This is a genomic window from Pseudomonas cerasi, assembly GCF_027983475.1.
GTDB classification, from domain to species: Bacteria; Pseudomonadota; Gammaproteobacteria; order Pseudomonadales; family Pseudomonadaceae; genus Aquipseudomonas; species Aquipseudomonas cerasi.
On sequence record NZ_JAQJVM010000005.1, the window covers coordinates 1 to 18169 of the forward strand.

The following is an 18169-nucleotide window of genomic DNA, read 5'->3' on the forward strand; positions in this document are numbered from 1 at the left end:
CGATCAATTCAGACCCGACCTACTTCCTCGCTGACTCTTCACTCCAAAACCTTGCAAACTATTGATCTACAAGGCTTTTTCGTTTCCGTCTGCGCCGGAAGTGGGGCGAATTATAGACACCTCACAGAGGGCGTCAACCGTTATTTTGAACTTTTACCGATCTGGCCTTCGCAGCGCCGCCCAGACGCGGGATTCGCCGAGCAAACACGGGAATCCGCAGCAACAACAGGAATGCACCTATCCCCGCATACAGCGCCCACTCTTTAAGGTCGGCCCGGACAATCCAGAACATATGCAGCAAACCCAGTCCCAGAATCACGTAGATGATCCGGTGCAGCTTTTTCCAGCGTGCCCCAAGACGACGCTGACTATAGCGGTTGGATGTCACCGCCAGCGCAAGCAGCCCCAGGAACGCCAGCGCACCGACGATGATATAAGGACGCTTGACCAGTTCGACACCCAACTGCCCCCAATCCAGCCCCAGAATGAACAGCGCGTACATTGTCAGGTGCAGCAGCGCATACGCAAAACACCATAGGCCCAGCTGGCGACGCACCACGATCCACCCCGACCAACCGGTCAGACGCTGCAACGGCGTCATGGCGAGTGTGATCAGCAGCATGACCAACGTCGCCACTCCGAAGTTCTCCACAAGGACCTTGCCGGGATCAGGCCCGAGCGCAAAGATCCATGCCTGGTACAACCACCACATAGGGGCAATGCAAGCGGCAAGAAATACAGCCAGACGCAAAAACGGATATCGCATCAATAGTCCTTCCGCAAATCCATGCCGGCATACAAGGAACCCACCTCTTCCTCATAGCCATTGAACATCTTCGTATCGCGCAGATTCGGACTGAACAGGCCGCTCGGCAAGCGACGCTCACGGGCTTGTGTCCAGCGCGGATGATCGACAGTCGGGTTGACGTTGGCATAGAAGCCATACTCGTTTGCCGCAATGCTTTGCCAGGTGGTCTTCGGCTGCTCACTGACCAGGCTGATACGCACGATGGACTTCACACTCTTGAAACCATATTTCCATGGCACCACCAGACGTAACGGTGCGCCATTCTGGTTAGGCAGCTCCCGCCCGTACATGCCCACCGCCAGAATCGCCAGAGGGTTCATCGCCTCGTCCAGACGCAGCCCTTCTACATAAGGCCAGTCGATCAGGGCAAAGTCCGAGCGCTGGCCCGGCATGGACTTGGCGTCTTCCAGCGTTTCAAAACGAATGTATTTGGCTTTGGAAGTCGGCTCTACCTGCTTGAGTAACGCAGAGATCGGAAAACCAATCCACGGAATGACCATCGACCAGGCTTCGACGCAGCGCAACCGGTAGATCCGCTCTTCCAACTGATAAGGCTTCATGAAGTCTTCGAGTGCATAACGACCAGGCTTGCCGACTTCACCATCGATCACGACACTCCAGGGCTCGGTCTGCAGAGAGCCCGCATTCTTGGCAGGATCGCCCTTGTCAGTACCGAACTCATAGAAGTTGTTGTAATGGGTCGCGTCCTTGAACGGCGTGATCGCCTCGTCCTTGACGTTGACCGCCTGCCACTTCGTGGAGGGCAGTTTGTCCGCGAACCAGCCCGGCGCTTTACCAGGCTCTACATCGGCATACCGCGACGCATCGGCGGCACCTGCCCAGCGCGGCATTGCTGTGACGGCGAGCCCCGCAAGCGAGCTGGCGAGCAATGTGCGTCGCGAGAGATAAATGGATTCAGGCGTGACGTCCGACTCTTTGGAGTCGGACGCAGAAGGAAGCTTGATTAGCATGATGACTCCGCAGGCCAGGGAACTGATGCACCTATAGACTACGGAGTATGGTGGAAATTAGATCTTTGACTAGGCCTTGCGGCGACGTAGCAGATACTGAATGGGGCCAGAAAGAGCGTACGCGAGGAATATCAGCAGCAAAATGCGCGGCGGGTCGCTGAATACGACAGCAAACACCAGGACCACCGCCAGAATCGCAACAAAAGGCACCCGCCCCTTCAAGTCCAGCTCCTTAAAGCTGTTGTACTTGATGTTACTGACCATCAGCATACCGGCGGCGGCGACCAGCAACGCGACGAGAAACGACAGCTTGGAGCCCTGAATCCCGAAATCGCTGAATGCCCAGACCGTGCCGGCCACCACACCTGCCGCTGCCGGACTGGCCAGGCCGATGAAGTAGCGCTTGTCAGCCTTGCCGACCTGAGTATTGAAGCGCGCCAGACGCAATGCAGCACCGGCTACATAGATGAAGGCAACCATCCAGCCGACCTTGCCCATGTCGCCCAATGCCCAGCCGAATGCCAGCAACGCCGGTGCCACACCGAAGGCAACCATGTCGGACAGCGAGTCGTACTCGGCGCCAAACGCACTTTGCGTGTTGGTCATGCGCGCAACACGACCATCCAGCCCGTCGAGCACCATGGCCACGAAGATCGCAATCGCAGCGAAGGCGAAATACTTGCTTGCCCCGGCAAAATCACCGGCGCTCATGGCGCTTTGCGCACTCATGGAGCTGATGATGGAGTAGAAACCCGCGAACAGATTCGCCGTGGTAAACAGGTTGGGAAGCAGATAGATACCCCGATGCCGGACCTGTCGGCCGTCGGCGTCATGGCCATCTTCCACGTGTTCATCGATAGGTAGCAGACTTTCAGCGTCAGAGGCCTTGATGGGCTCTTCAGGACGTTCGCTCATGGAGATTACCTTGCAGCGGTATGAAAAGGTTCGACACAGGTCTGCGGCGAGGGTTCGCCTGCAAACGATGCAGCTTTATACCAGAGCCTGACCCATAACGAAAAAGCGCGACCGATGGGTCGCGCTTTTTCCTGTGAACCAGCTGTAGTCCGGCGGTGAGCCGGAAAAGCTTAGTTCTTGTCTTTGTCGACGATTTTGTTCGCCGCGATCCAAGGCATCATCGAGCGCAGTTTTTCACCGATGATTTCGATGCCGTGCGCAGCGTTGTTACGACGCTTGGCAGTCATCGACGGGTAGCCGGTGGCGCCTTCGCTGATGAACATCTTCGCGTATTCACCGTCCTGGATACGCTTCAGAGCGTTGCGCATGGCCTGACGGGATTCGGCGTTGATGACTTCAGGGCCGGTGACGTATTCGCCATATTCGGCGTTGTTGGAGATCGAGTAGTTCATGTTGGCGATACCGCCTTCGTACATGAGGTCAACGATCAGCTTCAGTTCGTGCAGGCACTCGAAGTAAGCCATTTCCGGCGCGTAGCCAGCTTCAACCAGCGTTTCGAAACCAGCCTTGACCAGCTCGACAGTACCGCCGCACAGAACAGCCTGCTCGCCGAACAGATCGGTTTCAGTCTCGTCCTTGAAAGTGGTTTCGATAATGCCGGTACGGCCGCCGCCAACGCCCGAAGCGTAGGACAGGGCAACGTTCTTGGCGTTGCCGGAAGCATCCTGATAAACCGCGATCAGGTCAGGGATACCGCCGCCCTTGACGAACTCGGTACGCACGGTGTGGCCGGGAGCCTTCGGCGCGATCATGATCACGTCGAGGTCAGCGCGCGGCACGACCTGGTTGTAGTGAATCGCGAAGCCGTGGGAGAACGCCAGTGTTGCGCCCTTTTTCAGGTTCGGCTCGACTTCGTTCTTGTACAGCTGGGACTGGAACTCGTCCGGGGTCAGGATCATGACCAGGTCGGCGGCGGCAACGGCAGAAGCGACGTCGGTCACTTTCAGGCCATGCGCCTCGGCCTTGGCGACAGTGGCCGAACCTTTACGCAGGCCGACAGTGACATCAACGCCGGAGTCTTTCAGGTTGCACGCCTGGGCGTGACCTTGCGAACCGTAACCGATGATGGCGACTTTCTTGCCCTGGATGATCGAAAGGTCACAGTCTTTGTCGTAGAAAACTTTCATGGAAATCCCCTGTTATCTTGGCCACGCAGGCCATTTGCTTAATTGATTTAAATGCTCAGCACTTTGTCGCCACGGGCAATGCCCGTTACGCCACTGCGTACTGTTTCCAGGATAGCGGCGGTGCCGATGGCCTGAATGAAGCTGTCCAGTTTGTCGCTCGTGCCGCTCAGCTGCACGGTGTAAACGCTGGCGGTCACGTCGACGATCTGCCCGCGGAAGATATCCGTGGTGCGCTTGATCTCGGCACGCTGCGCGCCAGTGGCCTTGACCTTGACCAGCATCAGTTCGCGCTCGATGTGAGCGCTTTCCGACAGGTCGACTAGCTTGACCACTTCGATGAGCTTGTTGAGGTTCTTGGTGATCTGCTCGATCACCTCATCATGACCTACGGTGGTGAGCGTCAGACGCGACAGGGTCGGGTCTTCGGTCGGCGCAACCGTCAGGCTTTCGATGTTGTAATTACGCTGGGAGAACAGACCGACGACGCGCGAAAGTGCACCCGGTTCGTTTTCCAGCAGCAGGGAAATGATATGGCGCATGATTATGTCCGCTCCGTCTTGCTCAACCACATATCGCGCATGGAGCCGTCCTTGATTTGCATCGGATAGACGTGCTCGGTCACATCGACCTGAATGTCCATGAACACCAGCCGGTCAGTCATGGCAAAGGCTTCTTCCATCTTCGGCTTCAGATCCTTCAGGTCAGTGATACGCATGCCGACGTGGCCATAGGCCTCGACCAGCTTGACGAAATCAGGCAGCGACTCCATGTAGGAGTGCGAGTGACGCGCGCCGTAGCTCATGTCCTGCCACTGGCGGACCATGCCCAGCACACCGTTGTTGAGCAGAATGATCTTCACCGGCAGGCCGTACTGCAGGCAGGTCGACAGTTCCTGGATGTTCATCTGGATGCTGCCTTCACCGGTCACACAGGCAACGTGCGCATCGGGGAAGCTCAGCTTGACGCCCATCGCAGCCGGGAAGCCAAAGCCCATGGTGCCCAGACCGCCGGAGTTGATCCAGCGGTTCGGCTTGTTGAAGCGGTAGTACTGCGCAGCGAACATCTGATGCTGGCCGACGTCCGAGGTGACATAAGCGTCGCCCTTGGTGACTTCGCACAGCGTTTCGATAACGGCCTGCGGCTTGATGACCGTGCCATCGCCACGGTTGTACGGGAACAGATCACCCGTACCGCGCCACTCGTCAATCTGCTTCCACCACGCGGCAACGGATGCCTTGTCGGGTGTCTCGCCGATCTCTTTCAAGGTGGCGACCATTTCGGTCAGCACGCTTTCGACAGGACCGACGATAGGCACGTCGGCCTTGATGGTCTTGGAGATCGAAGCCGGGTCGATATCAATGTGGATAATCTTGGCGTTCGGGCAGAACTTGCTGGCGCCGTTGATCACACGGTCATCGAAACGCGCGCCGACGGCCAGGATCACATCGGTGTGGTGCATCGCGAGGTTGGCGGTGTAGCTGCCATGCATCCCGAGCATGCCGACGAACTGACGATCCGTGCCCGGATAGCAGCCAAGCCCCATCAGGGTATTGGTTACCGGTGCATCGAGCAGTTGCGCCAGTTCGGTCAGTTGCGCCGAAGCATTGCCCATGATCACTCCGCCACCGGCGTAGACGATCGGGCGCTTGGCCGCCAGCAGCATCTCGACAGCCTTGCGGATCTGACCGGAATGGCCACGAACCGCCGGGCTGTAGGAACGCAGCTTGGCTTTTTTCGGAAAGACGTATTCGAATTTTTCGGCCGGGTTGGTCATGTCCTTCGGAATATCGACGACCACCGGGCCTGGACGACCGGACTGTGCCAGGTAGAACGCCTTCTTCAGGACTTCCGGGATTTCCGACGGGTGCTTGATCATGAAGCTGTGCTTCACGATAGGCCGGGAGATACCGATCATGTCGGTCTCCTGGAACGCATCGGTGCCCACCAGCGTACTGGCTACCTGACCGGACAGGACCACCATCGGAATGGAGTCCATGTACGCCGTGGCGATACCGGTAATGGCATTGGTTGCACCAGGACCCGAAGTCACCAGCACCACGCCCGCCTTGCCGGTCGCCCGCGCATAGCCATCGGCCATGTGCGTGGCAGCCTGCTCGTGGCGAACAAGGATGTGGCTCACCGCCGGTTCTTTGAACAGGGCATCGTAGACATGCAGGAGGGCACCACCGGGGTACCCATAGATATGCTCAACGCCTTCGTCACGCAAAAAGCGGACGACCATTTCAGCGCCAGATAAAAGCTCCACGTTGTTCACCTCTAAAACGCCAGAATACCGCCCACTCCGGGACGGGTCTTAATAGGTTTACTGCCAGCAGAGCATGAGCGACGGTGGTCGCCGACTACGTCAGCACTGACTGAGCAAGTATTGGGAGGTCCCTGAGTGTTGCGGAACATTCCCACCCAGCGCGAGGTAACGCGTTGCGGGTGTTACAGGTCGGCGCGGGTGTGCGCCTCATGATCTACCGAGAGGGTCTGCTTCTGGCAGTCCTTCTACAGCGAACTTTGGATTGTTGTGATTCCCCCCCTTCAAGTCAAGCGATCCGTGCGCTTTCTTGACACCCGAAGAGTGAAATCGCACCGTTTCGGACTGAAATGCACTGTTATGGTAGCTTTCTGCATGCACAGACTTTCAAGGACCCGACATGCACTGGATGATTCTCGCCGCTGCGCTGGCCATCAGCGCAACCAGCCAGGCCGCTTCAATCTATAAGTGGGTGGATGCCCAGGGTGTGACGCACTTCGATGCCCAGCCGCCTACTGGTCAGCAGGTACAGGAAATCAATGTGCAGACACCGCCACCTGCCGCCGCGCCGGGCATGCCAGCGGACGACGGGGCTGCGCAGCAACGCGAGATTGACCAGAAAGTCAAAAGCCAGGTGAAGGCTCAGGAAGCCAAGCGCGCGGAAAGTTGCGAGACCTTGCGCACCAATCTCGCGCAGTTGCAGAACAATCCGCGCGTGCGTGAGCAGGTGGGAGGGGAATCGAGGCGCCTTACGGATGAGAACCGCAAGACGCGTATCGAAGAAACCAACAGGGCTATCAGCGAATACTGCCGATAGAAGCGCGCCGATCAGCGCGCTGCTGTAATCAGCTGGTCGAACCGCGCCAGATGCGCTTGCAGTTGCCGGGTTTCAGTCATGCACCCGGCATAGACCATCTCGGCCATTTCCAGAATGCCGGAAGCATTGGGCAATGGCAGGTCGCGTTCAAGGATGACCTTCATCCGCGGCAGGAAAATCCATTGCAGCCACTGGGCGAACTCCAGAGTATCGACGCTGAACGGTTCCTGACTGGCGAGCGCCTGCTCGCTGGGCGGTGTCGTATCCCACCAGCCCAGCAAGCGCAACTCGCGCTCTATCAACAACAGTTGCTCGGCAACCTCAGGCAAACGTCCGTCCATCAGCGAGCCTTTTGACGAGCCAGGGCGGCACCGGCCGCATCACCCTGCTTTTCGCGTGACTGAGCGATCAATCCCCACAGGCTGGCCTGAAGGCTGGTGCGTCCGTTGGCGTAAGTCAGACCACGACGTGCCAGTTGCTCGGCCTGGGCCGCATCGCCCTGAGCCAGACGAACCTGAGCCAGACGATAGAGCACTTGCGGCTCACGCGGTGCAACCCGCTGCGCACGCTCGAGACTGGACGACGCGCCATTGAGATCGCCGCTGCTCTGCTGTTGCTGCGCGGTGGTCAGCAATGCCAGTACAGGACCATCAAGCTGTTCGTCCTCCGACAGACCACCACCGCTGGACGGGATTCCGGTCGGGGCAGAGGCAGCCGGCATGCTGTAACTGTTATTCGCAGGAGCCTGACTGACCGGGGCCTGATTGACCGGGGCGGCATCGACAGGCGGAGTGTTGACACTGAACGGCGCCTGAGTGGCTGGCGCAGAGAAACTCTGCCCGGCATCAGCACCACCCGCGCCCGGCACCATCACTACGACGCCCGAGTCCTGCGGTACGGCTTGCGGCTGCTGTTGCACCGGCGCGGTGTTGGTGCGGTAAGTACCGTTACGCGAAGCGGCCGCACGTTCGCCGTTGGACACCTTGGAGCTCGAATCCACGACCGGAATCGAGCCGCGTTCCACACTGGCGCAGCCGTTCAGCAAGGCCAGTGCCGTTAAAGCTGGAATCCACCATTTATTCACTTCAAAACCTCGATTGCCTAGTTCAACCAACCCTTGACCCAGTCCATCACCTCAGTGGCAGGTGCCGGAGCGCCGCCGCATGTCGCGCCGGGCTGGGGCTCACTGCCGCGAATATACGGCATCTGCACGGCATTCGGGCAGCTTGCATCCGAACCCTGACCGGTCTGTGCATCGACCCACGCCTGAACGACGTTGTCCGGCATCGCCATGTCCAGCGGCAGCGGACCGGCCTTGCGCATGAAACTGGTCCAGACCTGCAGGGCACCGGTAGCACCGGTAAACGGTGTCTTGCCGTTGTCATCGCGGCCCATCCACACCACGGCCAGCAGGTCCTGACTGAACCCGGCAAACCAGCTATCGCGAGAGTCGTTACTGGTGCCGGTCTTGCCTGCCAGATTCAACGAGCTCGGCAACACGTTGTAAACAGATTTGCCCGTACCTTCGCGCATCACCCGCTGCATCGCATTCTGCACCAGGTATATGGCACCCGGATCGAAGCGCTGTTCAATCTGGAACGGATAACGTTTGAGCGGCTCGCCTTCAGCGGTGAGCACACTGCGAATACCGCGCATCGGCGTATTGAACCCACCGCTGGCAATGGTCTGATACATGGTGGCCACTTCCATCGGACTCAAGCCACCCGCACCCAGCAGCATCGACGGATAGGCAGGCCATTCGCGCGTCACACCCAGCTTGGCGAGGGTCTTGAACACGTTTGGAATGCCCAGCTCAAGACCCAGCTTGGCGGTCGAAAGGTTGTACGAATGCGCCAGCCCCTGATACAGAAAGATATTGCCGTGTGACTTGCGATCGTAGTTCTGTGGTTTCCAGATCTGGCCATCGGCGCCTTTGACCTGAAACAGTTCGTCGGCGATCCAGCTGGTCAATGTGTACTGGCTTGGCCGTTCGAGTGCCGTCAGGTAGATAGCCGGCTTGACCAGCGAGCCGATCGGCCGTACCGCGTCGATCGCCCGATTGAAGCCCGAGAACCCGGCCTCACGCCCGCCGATCAACGCCTGTACTTCGCCGGTTTCAGGGTTGGTGACGACCATGGCCGACTCCACCTCGTCAGAGCCCTTGCGCCCGGCGAGCTTCTTGAATGTATCGTCCATGGCAGCCTGGGACTTCATCTGCAGGATCGGATCGAAGCTGGTAAAGATCCGCAACCCTTCTTCGGTCAAGTCTTCGTCACGATAGTCTTCGCGCAGCTGACGCTTGACCAGATCGAGGAACGCCGGAAACGAGCTGTCGGCGAGGGTCCCGGTCTTGGTCACACCCAGTGGCATTTTCTTCGCAGCGGCAACCACTTCCGGAGTAGCGACGCCCTGCTGCTCGAACAGGTCGAGCACCAGATTGCGACGCTCCAGAGCACGCTCCGGATTGCGACGCGGGTTGTAGAAGGAAGGCCCTTTGACCAGACCGACCAGCATCGCCACCTGATGGATTTTCAGTTCGGAGAGCGGCTGGCTGAAGAAATACTGGCTGGCCAGACCGAAACCGTGAACGGCACGCTGGCCGTCCTGCCCGACGAACACTTCGTTGAGATAGGCCTCGAGGATTTCCTGCTTGCTGTAATGGATCTCCAGCAGAACGGCCATCATGGCTTCGGTCAGCTTACGGGTGAGGCTGCGCTCGTTGGTCAGGTAGAAGTTCTTGACCAACTGCTGGGTCAGCGTGCTGCCGCCCTGGCGCATCTGCCCCTGTGAGGTATTGACCCAGATCGCCCGGGCAATGGACTTGGGCGACACGCCGAAGTGGTGATAGAAATCCCGGTCCTCGACCGCTACCAGCCCGTCGAGCAGATAGGGCGGCGCCTGATCCAGCTTGATCAGGATCCGGTCTTCCAGATTCTTCGGGTAAAGACCGCCGATCAGCAAGGGTTCAAGCCGCGCCACCGCAAGCTTGGCTCCATTGCCCGACGACAGGTCGGCTACGTAGTCACCGGAAAAGCGCACGCGAACCTGCTGCGCTGCGTCAGTGCCTTCGTAGAACTGGAAACCACGTGTGTTGAGGTCGACGGTATTGCCGTTCACCGCTGCGGCGCCGGGCCCGTTCGCCACGCTTTCGCGGCGATAGCCCAGGGCGTCCAGCTCGATGAGAAAGTCATCGCGGCTCAGCTTCTGTCCGACGAAAAGTTCCAGCGGCCGTGCATAGACCTTGGCCGGGATGGTCCAGCGCTTGCCGGAGAATTTTTCCTGGACGATGGCATCCAGGTAAATGGCCAGGCCGCCCAGCAGAACCAGGCCGACAATACCAAGCTTCAGCGCCCAGCCCAGCCACTTGTTAAGGCTGCGGGGAGGTTGTTTTTTTGCAGAACGAGAGGTGCGGGATCGAGTCATGGGCGCGGATTATACGCACTTTACCGAGGATCGACAGACGCCCGAGTCAGCGGTTTGCAGCCTCGCGCCAAGCGGCCATAATGGCGGCATCGTGTACTTACATTTTGAACACATTCCTGAAGGATCGACCGTGAGCCAGTCTTTGATTGCTGCCCTGCAGAACCCTGCCCTCTTCCCCCATCCGGTGGAGAGTTTCCAGGTCATCGAAACGCACATTTCCTGGGTGCTGCTGACGGGTCCATACGCCTACAAATTCAAAAAACCGATGAACTTCGGCTTTCTGGACTTCACCACGCTGGCCCTGCGCAAGCATTTCTGTGAGGAAGAGTTGCGCCTGAATCAGCGCCTGACCGACGACCTCTACATCGAAGTCCTGCCGATCACCGGCACAGCGGACGCGCCGCAACTGGGCGGCGACGGCGAAGCCATCGAATACGCGCTGAAGATGAAGCAGTTCTCGCAGGACGGCCTGCTGAGCACACTGCAGGCCAACGGTGAAGTGACGACTGCGCACATCGACGAACTGGCGCACCAGATTGCCGGTTTTCACCTGACCTCGCCGCAGGTCGGGGCTGAAAGCGAACTCGGCTCGCCTGACAGCGTGATGGCCCCGGTGGTACAGAATTTCGAGCAGATTCGCCCGCTGATCAGCGAAAAATCCGACCTGGCACAGCTTGATGCCCTGCAGGCGTGGGCAGAGTCGAGCTTTGCGCGACTCAAGCCGCTGCTGTCTCACCGCAAGGCCGACGGGTTCATCCGCGAATGCCATGGCGACATTCATCTGGGCAACGCGACGGTGATTGATGGCAAGGTCGTGCTGTTCGACTGCATCGAGTTCAACGAGCCGTTCCGCAAGACCGATGTCTACGCCGACATCGGCTTTCTGGCAATGGACCTTGAAGACCGTGGCCTGAAGTCGCTGTCGCGGCGCTTGATCAGTCAGTACCTGGAAGTCACCGGCGACTATGCAGGCCTGGAGCTGTTGAATTTCTACAAGGCCTACCGCGCAATGGTTCGTGCCAAGGTGGCGTTGTTCAGCCAGCCAGCCGATGCCGACGGCTTGCAGCGCGCAGCGACGCTTCGTCAATACCGCAACTATGCCAATCTGGCAGAGAGCTACAGCACCATCCCTTCACCGTTTCTGACGATTACCCACGGTGTCTCTGCCGTCGGCAAAAGCCACGTTGCGATGCGTCTGGTGGAATCGCTGGGCGCCATCCGCCTGCGCTCGGACGTAGAGCGCAAGCGCCTGTTTGCCGGCCAGAATCAGGATCTGTACGACGCGCAAGCCAGCGGCGCAACCTATGCGCGCCTGCATGAGCTTGCTACCGCAACCCTGCGCGCGGGCTTCTCGGTGGTGATCGATGCCACCTACCTGAAGCGCGAGCAGCGCGATGCGGCGGCAAAGATTGCGGAAAACACCGGTGTGCCGTTCCTGATTCTGGATTGCGAAGCGCCACAGGCTGTGATCGCTGGCTGGCTTGCGCAGCGTCAGGCGCAGGACAACGATCCGTCTGACGCGACGCTGGAAGTCATCGAGGCTCAGCAGGCCAGTCGCGAGCCGCTCGGCGCCGACGAGATCCTGCGCAGCAAGAAGGTTGCAACCAACGTCAGCAGCGACCTGGACAGCCTTATCGACAACCTGCGCCAGCGCCTGCCGGGCCTGTAAAAAGACACATGGCCGTTGAGCGGTTAACGCTTCACGGCCTCAAGATGATGGCGATATAATGGCGCCATAATTCCAACGCAATGACATGTGCGAGGCCATCATGAGCCACCCCAAACAGATCGACTCACCGCTTTATATGCTGCTGCGCAAAGATGATGTCGAAGGTTTCAATCAAGAGAAACCACGAACCGGCACCATTGATATGGTCGGGGGCGACTTCAGGGGGCTGGACCTTCGCGCGCTGGACACCGCCAATATCGACTTCACCGACGCTTATTTTCGCTCTGCCGACCTTCGTGGCCTGGACCTGCGAAATACACCGATGGAAGGTGCGAGCATCGCTCACGCTCAGATTTCAGGGGTGTTCTTCCCGGCTGAGCTCTCGGCTGACGAGATTCTGATGTCGGTGAATTTCGGCACGCGCCTGCGCTACCGTACCCACTGATACCGCAAAAACGTTGCAGCCTGCATGCGCGATGCACGGCAGGCTGGCGATGTATTGTCCTGCTTTCACCCCTTCTTCTCTCGCATGAGCAGCCCCGTCGCCACTGACGCTACGCTGTGCACCGCACTTTTTAATCCTTGAATACCGTGCCTGGATCATAAGCAGGCACCGGCACCCGTACGACCAAAAGAAATGTTGACTTACAAATGAGAATCGTTATGATTATCACATCCGGTCGCGAGACTGGACGGTAGCCTGAAAGACCTTGGTTCGGACTTTCAGATTATCTCCTCATCAGGCTAATCACGGTTTTTGACCCGGCTCTTTGCCGGGTCTTTTTTTGTCCGGCGCAAAACCAACGAACACTCAAAAACCATCGCCGCTGCCATGCGACTCAAGCAGGCCCAGTCTTGCCAGCAAGTCGTCCAGCAAGCTCGATCCTCCCAGCCGTAAACGCCCGGCGTTGATCCATTGCAGACCAAACCGGGCGCGGACCAGTGCCATGTAAACACGTGCCTCGTCGAACGTACGGATCCCGCCTGCAACCTTCAGCCCCACCTGCCCGCCTACGTCCGCAATCGACTCCAGCATGACCCGTGCAGCCTGCGGCGTGACATGCGTGGCGGCCTTGCCGGTGCTGGTCTTGATAAAGTCGGCGCCTGAGACGATTGCATCGCGGCACGCATTGAGGATCATTTGCGAGTCGCGCAAGTCACCGGTTTCAAGGGTCGCTGTAAGCCTGACCTTCCCGGCACACAAGGCCGAACACGCCGAGATCATCGCCAGGCCGGGTTGCCGGTCTCCGCCGAGCAGCGCGCGAAAGGGGTAGACGACGTCGATCTCGTCCGCGCCCGCCATCAGCGCAGCGCGTACCTGCGCGATGACCGACTGAACATTGCAGCTGCCGTGAGGAAAATTGACCACGGCGATGACCTTGATGTGACGAGCCTGCATGCGATCCAGCGTGGTGCGCGCCAGGCACACGAAACGTTGCTGGACGCTGACCGCTGCGACCGGTCCCACAGGCGTGCATGCACGCCGACAGATGCCGACTATGCGCTGCTCCGTGTCATCTGTATTGAGGGCGAACAGCTCAAGCAGCCCGATGACCTGACGCGCCAGTCGCTCATCATCTGCTGTCATCTCTTTCATAGTGTTTCCGCTCTGCAAAACATGAGCCGACGATATACGGCTGCAAGGCTTGCGGGCGCGGGCGGTGCGCTTAGAGACGAAAGCTACAAAAAGACAGGAAAGGACCGACGCAGCCTGTAATGACCTCAACGTAACGCAGCGCATCGATCCGAAGAAAATGCCAGACTTGTCCGATCAGGCATCAACCCAAAAACTGGCCCCCGAAGAACCGGCCTATGGAGGCTTCTTGATATTCCTCTGCACTTCAAGCCACCTGCCCGAAGCTCACAGCAAAGGCTTCGAGCTGGGCGAACATGCGTTGTTTGCCGTGCGCCGTCAGGGAGAGGTCTTCGTCTACAAAAACCGCTGCCCGCATCGCGGCGTTCCCCTGGAATGGCAACCTGATCAATTTCTGGACAGCAGCGCAAGCCTGATCCAGTGCGCTACGCATGGAGCATTGTTTCTGATCGAGAACGGCGAATGCGTGGCCGGGCCATGTGAAGGCCAATCCCTGACCATCATCAAAAGCCGTGAAGACGCCGAGGGCATCTGGGTGTCGCTGCAGTTGGATGCATGAAGGGGACTGGACCGTCTGTACCCGGATGCCTCAATCCAGCCCGAGTACTTGCAGACGCCGGTCAATAAAGATCTCTTCAGACGTCAGTTGCGCACCGTAGGCAAGAATTTGCACACCGGCATCAACGGCTTCACGCAACGCCGCTGCGTAGGCAGGATCAATCTCCTGCGCAGGCCGCACAGCGTCCACACCGGTGAGGTTGACGCAATACAACAGCACGGCGCGCACGCCTTCGCGCGCCAGCGTCGCCAGTTCACGCAGGTGCCGCGCGCCACGCTGGGTCACCGCATCGGGGAATGCCGCCACGCTGGAACCATCGAACCCCAAAGTGACACTTTTCACTTCCAGGTACAGGTAGCCATCCGGGTACTCCAGACGAAAGTCCACACGGCTTTTTTCCTGTCCGTAGGCCACCTCGCGTTTGAGCGCCGTGAAACCCGTCAGTTCGCTGATGACCCCGGCGCGCAAGGCCTCTTCAACCAGCGTATTGGCCCGTCCGGTATTGATACAGGCCAGGCGACCCTGCGGGGTTTCGCTGATTTCCCAAGTGCCCGGCAGTTTGCGCTTGGGGTCATTCGAGCGACTGAACCACACGCGCCCGCCGGGCATCATGCAGTTGAGCATCGACCCGGTGTTAGGGCAGTGAATGGTCAGCAACTCACCGCTATCGGTTTCGATATCAGCGAGAAAACGCTTGTAACGCACCAGCAGACGTCCCTGTTCAAGCTGCGGAGAAAAACGCATCAGACGCCCCAGCGACGCAAACCGCGAGCGATTCGCTCGACCGCCTGTTCAAGGCGCGGCAGGCTTTGCGTATAGGCAAAACGCACGTGGTGCCCGGCCTGGAAACGGCCGAAGTCCAGCCCCGGTGTAAAGGCGACGTGCTCGGTTTCCAGAAAGTGCCGGCAAAAGGCAAAGGCATCACCGCCAAACGCGGAGATATCCGCATACAAATAGAAGGCCCCTTCCGGCTCGACGGCGATACCGAAACCCAACTCGCGCAGCGCTGGCAGCAGAAAGTCCCGGCGGCGGCCGAACTCGGCGCGCCGTTGCTCGAGTATGGTCAGTGTCTGCGGCTCAAAACAGGCAAGCGCCGCATGTTGCGCCATGCTCGGCGCGCTGATGTAGAGGTTCTGGGCCAGTTTTTCCAGATCGGCCACCGCATCCTGTGGTGCGACCAGCCACCCCAAACGCCACCCGGTCATGCCGAAATACTTTGAAAAACTATTGAGGACGAAAGCGTCGTTATCCACTTCCAGCACGCTACTGGCATCCACACCGTAGGTCAGGCCGTGATAGATCTCGTCCACCACCAAATGGCCATTGCGGGCTTTCAGTGCCTGAGACAAGGCTGCCAGTTCGTCACGACTCAATAGAGTGCCGGTCGGATTGGCCGGCGATGCCACCAAAGCGCCGACACTGTTCGGGTTCCAGTGCGTGGCCACCAGCTCGGGAGTCAGCTGATAGCGCTCTTGCGGACCGACCGGCACCAGCTGCGCCTCACCTTCTATCAACCGCAAAAAGTGTCGATTGCACGGGTAGCCAGGGTCGGCCAGCAACCAGTGTTTGCCCGGATCAACCAACAGACTGCTGGTCAGCAACAAGGCGCCTGAACCGCCCGGCGTGACCAGAATCCGCTGAGGATCGATGTCGACGCCGTAACGCTGAGCATAAAACCCGGAAATGGCCTCACGCAGTTGCGGCAGACCGCGCGCGGCGGTGTAGCGCGTCTTGCCGTCTGCCAGCGCCGCCTGGCCAGCCTTTATGATGGGCTGCGCAGTGGTGAAATCGGGCTCGCCGATTTCAAGGTGAATAACGTCATGACCCGCCGCCTGCAATTCATTGGCACGCGCCAGCAATGCCATGACATGAAAAGGTTCTATGGCGCGACTGCGCGCACTGTAAGGCTGGCTCATGGATATTCCTTTATAGGGCGGGTGTTAAAACATGATTGTCATCACGGCGCGCCATGATTCTACCCAACCACCCGCCCGACGGTGCGTTTGCGAACTGAAAAACCCGGTTTCCAAACGCTGAATAAAAGAAAGCTACGACGGTGCGCAGCGGCTAGAGTTCATTTGGATGGAGGGCAGATGCGAAATGGCCATCTCCACAAGAAGACGGCGTCGTCATGCTCGACAACCGGGAGTAGCGCACTCCGATTTGATCTGGTAAGTTCGCCCGCTTGCAGCTGCAGGGCCGACGGGTGTCGGTGATGGAACAATCCTGCGCAATAGATTAGAAGAGTGAGAGGCGGTCCAGACATGCCCACCCCAGAAAAGCAACAGAACCATCTAATCAGCGGCTTTGAGCCCTACGTGGAAACGAAGGGTGAAGAGTACATGGGCGAGCCGATGCGCGCGCACTTCACCAAGATCCTGAACAAGTGGAAGAAGGACTTGATGCAAGAGGTCGACCGAACGGTAGACCATATGAAGGACGAAGCTGCCAACTTCCCGGACCCGGCCGACCGTGCCAGTCAGGAAGAAGAGTTCAGCCTTGAACTTCGTGCCCGCGATCGCGAACGCAAGCTGATCAAGAAGATCGACAAGACGCTGCAACTGATCAAGGACGAAGAATATGGCTGGTGCGAATCCTGCGGCGTAGAGATCGGCATCCGCCGTCTTGAGGCTCGCCCGACTGCAGACCAGTGCGTCGACTGCAAGACCCTTGCAGAAATCAAGGAAAAACAGGTCGGTAAATGACCTGGGGCCGCCTTTGACTGAAAAGACGCTTCGGCGTCTTTTTTTGTGCCTGTTGAAAGCACGATGACGGCGAATCTTGTTCCCACTCCGTGCTCATCGCTGTCAATAGTCCAACTGACTCCCATGCGCTCGTTGATCGTGATGGCACTGACGACGCAGAGTGCGACGTTAGTGACGGCACTGCTGTGTGACGCAGAGCGTCACGAACTGCACGCCAACGCTGAGCATTGACACAAGACTCTGCATAACCACCCACTGCGTTCCACTTGCCCGCCCAAGCCCGTCACCCGTAACATCCCGCCCATGAAAAAACCGGCCTATATCGGGCGCTTTGCGCCGACTCCCAGTGGTTACCTGCACTTTGGCTCGCTGGTCGCAGCCCTCGCTTCCTATCTCGATGCGCGTGCAGCAAACGGTCAGTGGCTGCTGCGTATGGAGGATCTCGACCCGCCGCGTGAAGTGGCCGGCGCGCAGGCGGGGATTCTTGAGACGCTTGAGCGCTACGGTTTTGAATGGGACGGCCAGATGGTGCGGCAAAGCGAACGCCATGACGCTTACGCCGAGATCCTCCAGCGCTGGTTCAATCATGGCCTGGCCTACGCCTGCACCTGCTCGCGCAAACAGCTTGAAGACTTTCAGGGTGTCTATCCGGGTTTCTGCCGCAATGCAGGGCATTCTCCGGAAAACGCCGCCATCCGCATTCGCGTACCGGAGCTGGAATATCGCTTCGAAGACCGGGTTCAGGGCCTCTTCAAAATGCACCTGGGGCGCGAAAGCGGTGACTTTGTGATCCGCAGGCGCGATGGTCTGTATGCCTATCAACTGGCCGTGGTCATTGACGACGCCTGGCAAGGCGTCACCGATATCGTCCGCGGTGCCGACCTGCTCGACTCGACACCCCGCCAACTGTACCTGCAGGAACTGCTGGGCCTGCCCCAACCGCGCTACCTGCATGTGCCGTTGATCACCCAGCCTGATGGTCACAAGCTGGGCAAGTCCTATCGTTCCCCGCCACTGCCGGCCGACCAGGCGACGCCGCTGCTGCTTCGGGCCTTGCGAGCACTGGGGCAACCGCTCGATGCACACATGAGCGATGGCACCGCGCAGGAAGTGCTTGCCTGGGGCATCCGCCACTGGAACGCTGACCTGATACCCCGACTGCGCAATATTGAAGAAGCCCGGATAGACTGATCCAGAGCGGTCGCCGCAAACTGCGACGCAAGGATACTTGCAGGTTATCCGGCATCCGTTAACATGC

At 59.0% G+C, this 18169-nt stretch carries 18 protein-coding genes; 6 read left to right on the plus strand and 12 right to left on the minus strand.

Translation table 11 applies throughout. The features are described from left to right. Positions 1-133: 133 nt before the first annotated feature. The 6 genes from msrQ to PI739_RS23885 form a co-directional block, all read right to left on the minus strand. On the minus strand, positions 134-766 hold the full coding sequence (gene msrQ, locus PI739_RS23860; protein ID WP_054082236.1) for a protein-methionine-sulfoxide reductase heme-binding subunit MsrQ: 633 nt from the start codon (positions 764-766) through the stop codon (positions 134-136). Next, positions 766-1779 carry a protein-methionine-sulfoxide reductase catalytic subunit MsrP gene (gene msrP / locus PI739_RS23865; RefSeq protein WP_003430665.1) on the minus strand — a complete coding sequence of 338 codons (1014 nt, stop codon included), beginning with the start codon at positions 1777-1779 and terminating at the stop codon, positions 766-768. The genes msrQ and msrP overlap by 1 nt, the downstream gene beginning before the upstream one ends. A 69-nt stretch (positions 1780-1848) precedes the next feature. Next, complete coding sequence (pssA, locus tag PI739_RS23870; RefSeq protein WP_003371380.1) at positions 1849-2694, minus strand: CDP-diacylglycerol--serine O-phosphatidyltransferase; 846 nt, start codon at positions 2692-2694, stop codon at positions 1849-1851. A 170-nt stretch (positions 2695-2864) separates the two neighbouring features. Then, on the minus strand, positions 2865-3881 hold the full coding sequence (gene ilvC, locus PI739_RS23875) for a ketol-acid reductoisomerase (protein WP_002552076.1): 1017 nt from the start codon (positions 3879-3881) through the stop codon (positions 2865-2867). A 47-nt stretch (positions 3882-3928) separates the two neighbouring features. Next, positions 3929-4420 (minus strand): acetolactate synthase small subunit, encoded by a 492-nt coding sequence (ilvN, locus tag PI739_RS23880; protein ID WP_002552075.1) that lies wholly within the window; start codon positions 4418-4420, stop codon positions 3929-3931. Positions 4421-4422: 2 nt separating this feature from the next. Further along, entirely contained in the window at positions 4423-6147 is a 1725-nt protein-coding gene (locus tag PI739_RS23885; RefSeq protein ID WP_003430666.1) for an acetolactate synthase 3 large subunit, read from the minus strand. Between the two features lie 397 nt (positions 6148-6544). Between PI739_RS23885 and PI739_RS23890 the strand changes: the two genes are divergently transcribed. Then, on the plus strand, positions 6545-6961 hold the full coding sequence (locus PI739_RS23890; RefSeq protein ID WP_003371370.1) for a DUF4124 domain-containing protein: 417 nt from the start codon (positions 6545-6547) through the stop codon (positions 6959-6961). Between the two features lie 11 nt (positions 6962-6972). Here PI739_RS23890 and PI739_RS23895 read toward each other — a convergent pair whose 3' ends face one another. The 3 genes from PI739_RS23895 to mrcB are packed head-to-tail and all read right to left on the minus strand — an operon-like array spanning position 6973 to position 10384. Further along, positions 6973-7302 (minus strand): YqcC family protein, encoded by a 330-nt coding sequence (locus PI739_RS23895; RefSeq protein ID WP_003371368.1) that lies wholly within the window; start codon positions 7300-7302, stop codon positions 6973-6975. Further along, positions 7302-8045 (minus strand): tetratricopeptide repeat protein, encoded by a 744-nt coding sequence (locus PI739_RS23900; protein ID WP_044310159.1) that lies wholly within the window; start codon positions 8043-8045, stop codon positions 7302-7304. Before PI739_RS23900 ends, PI739_RS23895 begins: the two co-directional genes overlap by 1 nt. 17 nt (positions 8046-8062) lie before the next feature. Beyond that, the gene (gene mrcB, locus PI739_RS23905) at positions 8063-10384 is read right to left on the minus strand and encodes a penicillin-binding protein 1B (RefSeq protein WP_003371363.1); all 2322 of its coding nucleotides are present in this window, start codon (positions 10382-10384) and stop codon (positions 8063-8065) included. Positions 10385-10514: 130 nt separating this feature from the next. On the opposite strand from mrcB, the gene PI739_RS23910 reads away from it, so the two are divergent. Further along, positions 10515-12053: a bifunctional aminoglycoside phosphotransferase/ATP-binding protein gene (locus PI739_RS23910; protein WP_054082235.1), complete on the plus strand. Its 1539-nt coding sequence runs from the start codon at positions 10515-10517 to the stop codon at positions 12051-12053. Positions 12054-12153: 100 nt separating this feature from the next. Then, positions 12154-12498 carry a pentapeptide repeat-containing protein gene (locus tag PI739_RS23915; protein ID WP_003371360.1) on the plus strand — a complete coding sequence of 115 codons (345 nt, stop codon included), beginning with the start codon at positions 12154-12156 and terminating at the stop codon, positions 12496-12498. Between the two features lie 366 nt (positions 12499-12864). Here the strand turns inward: PI739_RS23915 and deoC are convergent, their stop codons facing one another. Further along, on the minus strand, positions 12865-13650 hold the full coding sequence (gene deoC, locus PI739_RS23920) for a deoxyribose-phosphate aldolase (RefSeq protein WP_003430671.1): 786 nt from the start codon (positions 13648-13650) through the stop codon (positions 12865-12867). Between the two features lie 226 nt (positions 13651-13876). Here deoC and PI739_RS23925 point away from each other — a divergent pair, with 226 nt between their 5' ends. Beyond that, entirely contained in the window at positions 13877-14206 is a 330-nt protein-coding gene (locus PI739_RS23925; protein ID WP_161806744.1) for a Rieske (2Fe-2S) protein, read from the plus strand. A gap of 30 nt (positions 14207-14236) precedes the next feature. Here PI739_RS23925 and sfsA read toward each other — a convergent pair whose 3' ends face one another. Further along, positions 14237-14950, minus strand: coding sequence for a DNA/RNA nuclease SfsA (gene sfsA, locus PI739_RS23930; RefSeq protein WP_044310155.1), 714 nt, complete (start codon positions 14948-14950; stop codon positions 14237-14239). Continuing rightward, positions 14950-16122 (minus strand): pyridoxal phosphate-dependent aminotransferase, encoded by a 1173-nt coding sequence (locus PI739_RS23935; RefSeq protein ID WP_054082234.1) that lies wholly within the window; start codon positions 16120-16122, stop codon positions 14950-14952. Before PI739_RS23935 ends, sfsA begins: the two co-directional genes overlap by 1 nt. A gap of 348 nt (positions 16123-16470) precedes the next feature. On the opposite strand from PI739_RS23935, the gene dksA reads away from it, so the two are divergent. Continuing rightward, entirely contained in the window at positions 16471-16911 is a 441-nt protein-coding gene (gene dksA, locus PI739_RS23940) for an RNA polymerase-binding protein DksA (RefSeq protein WP_003430674.1), read from the plus strand. A gap of 303 nt (positions 16912-17214) precedes the next feature. Next, the gene (gluQRS, locus tag PI739_RS23945) at positions 17215-18102 is read left to right on the plus strand and encodes a tRNA glutamyl-Q(34) synthetase GluQRS (protein WP_046719946.1); all 888 of its coding nucleotides are present in this window, start codon (positions 17215-17217) and stop codon (positions 18100-18102) included. The last annotated feature ends 67 nt before the right edge of the window (positions 18103-18169 follow it).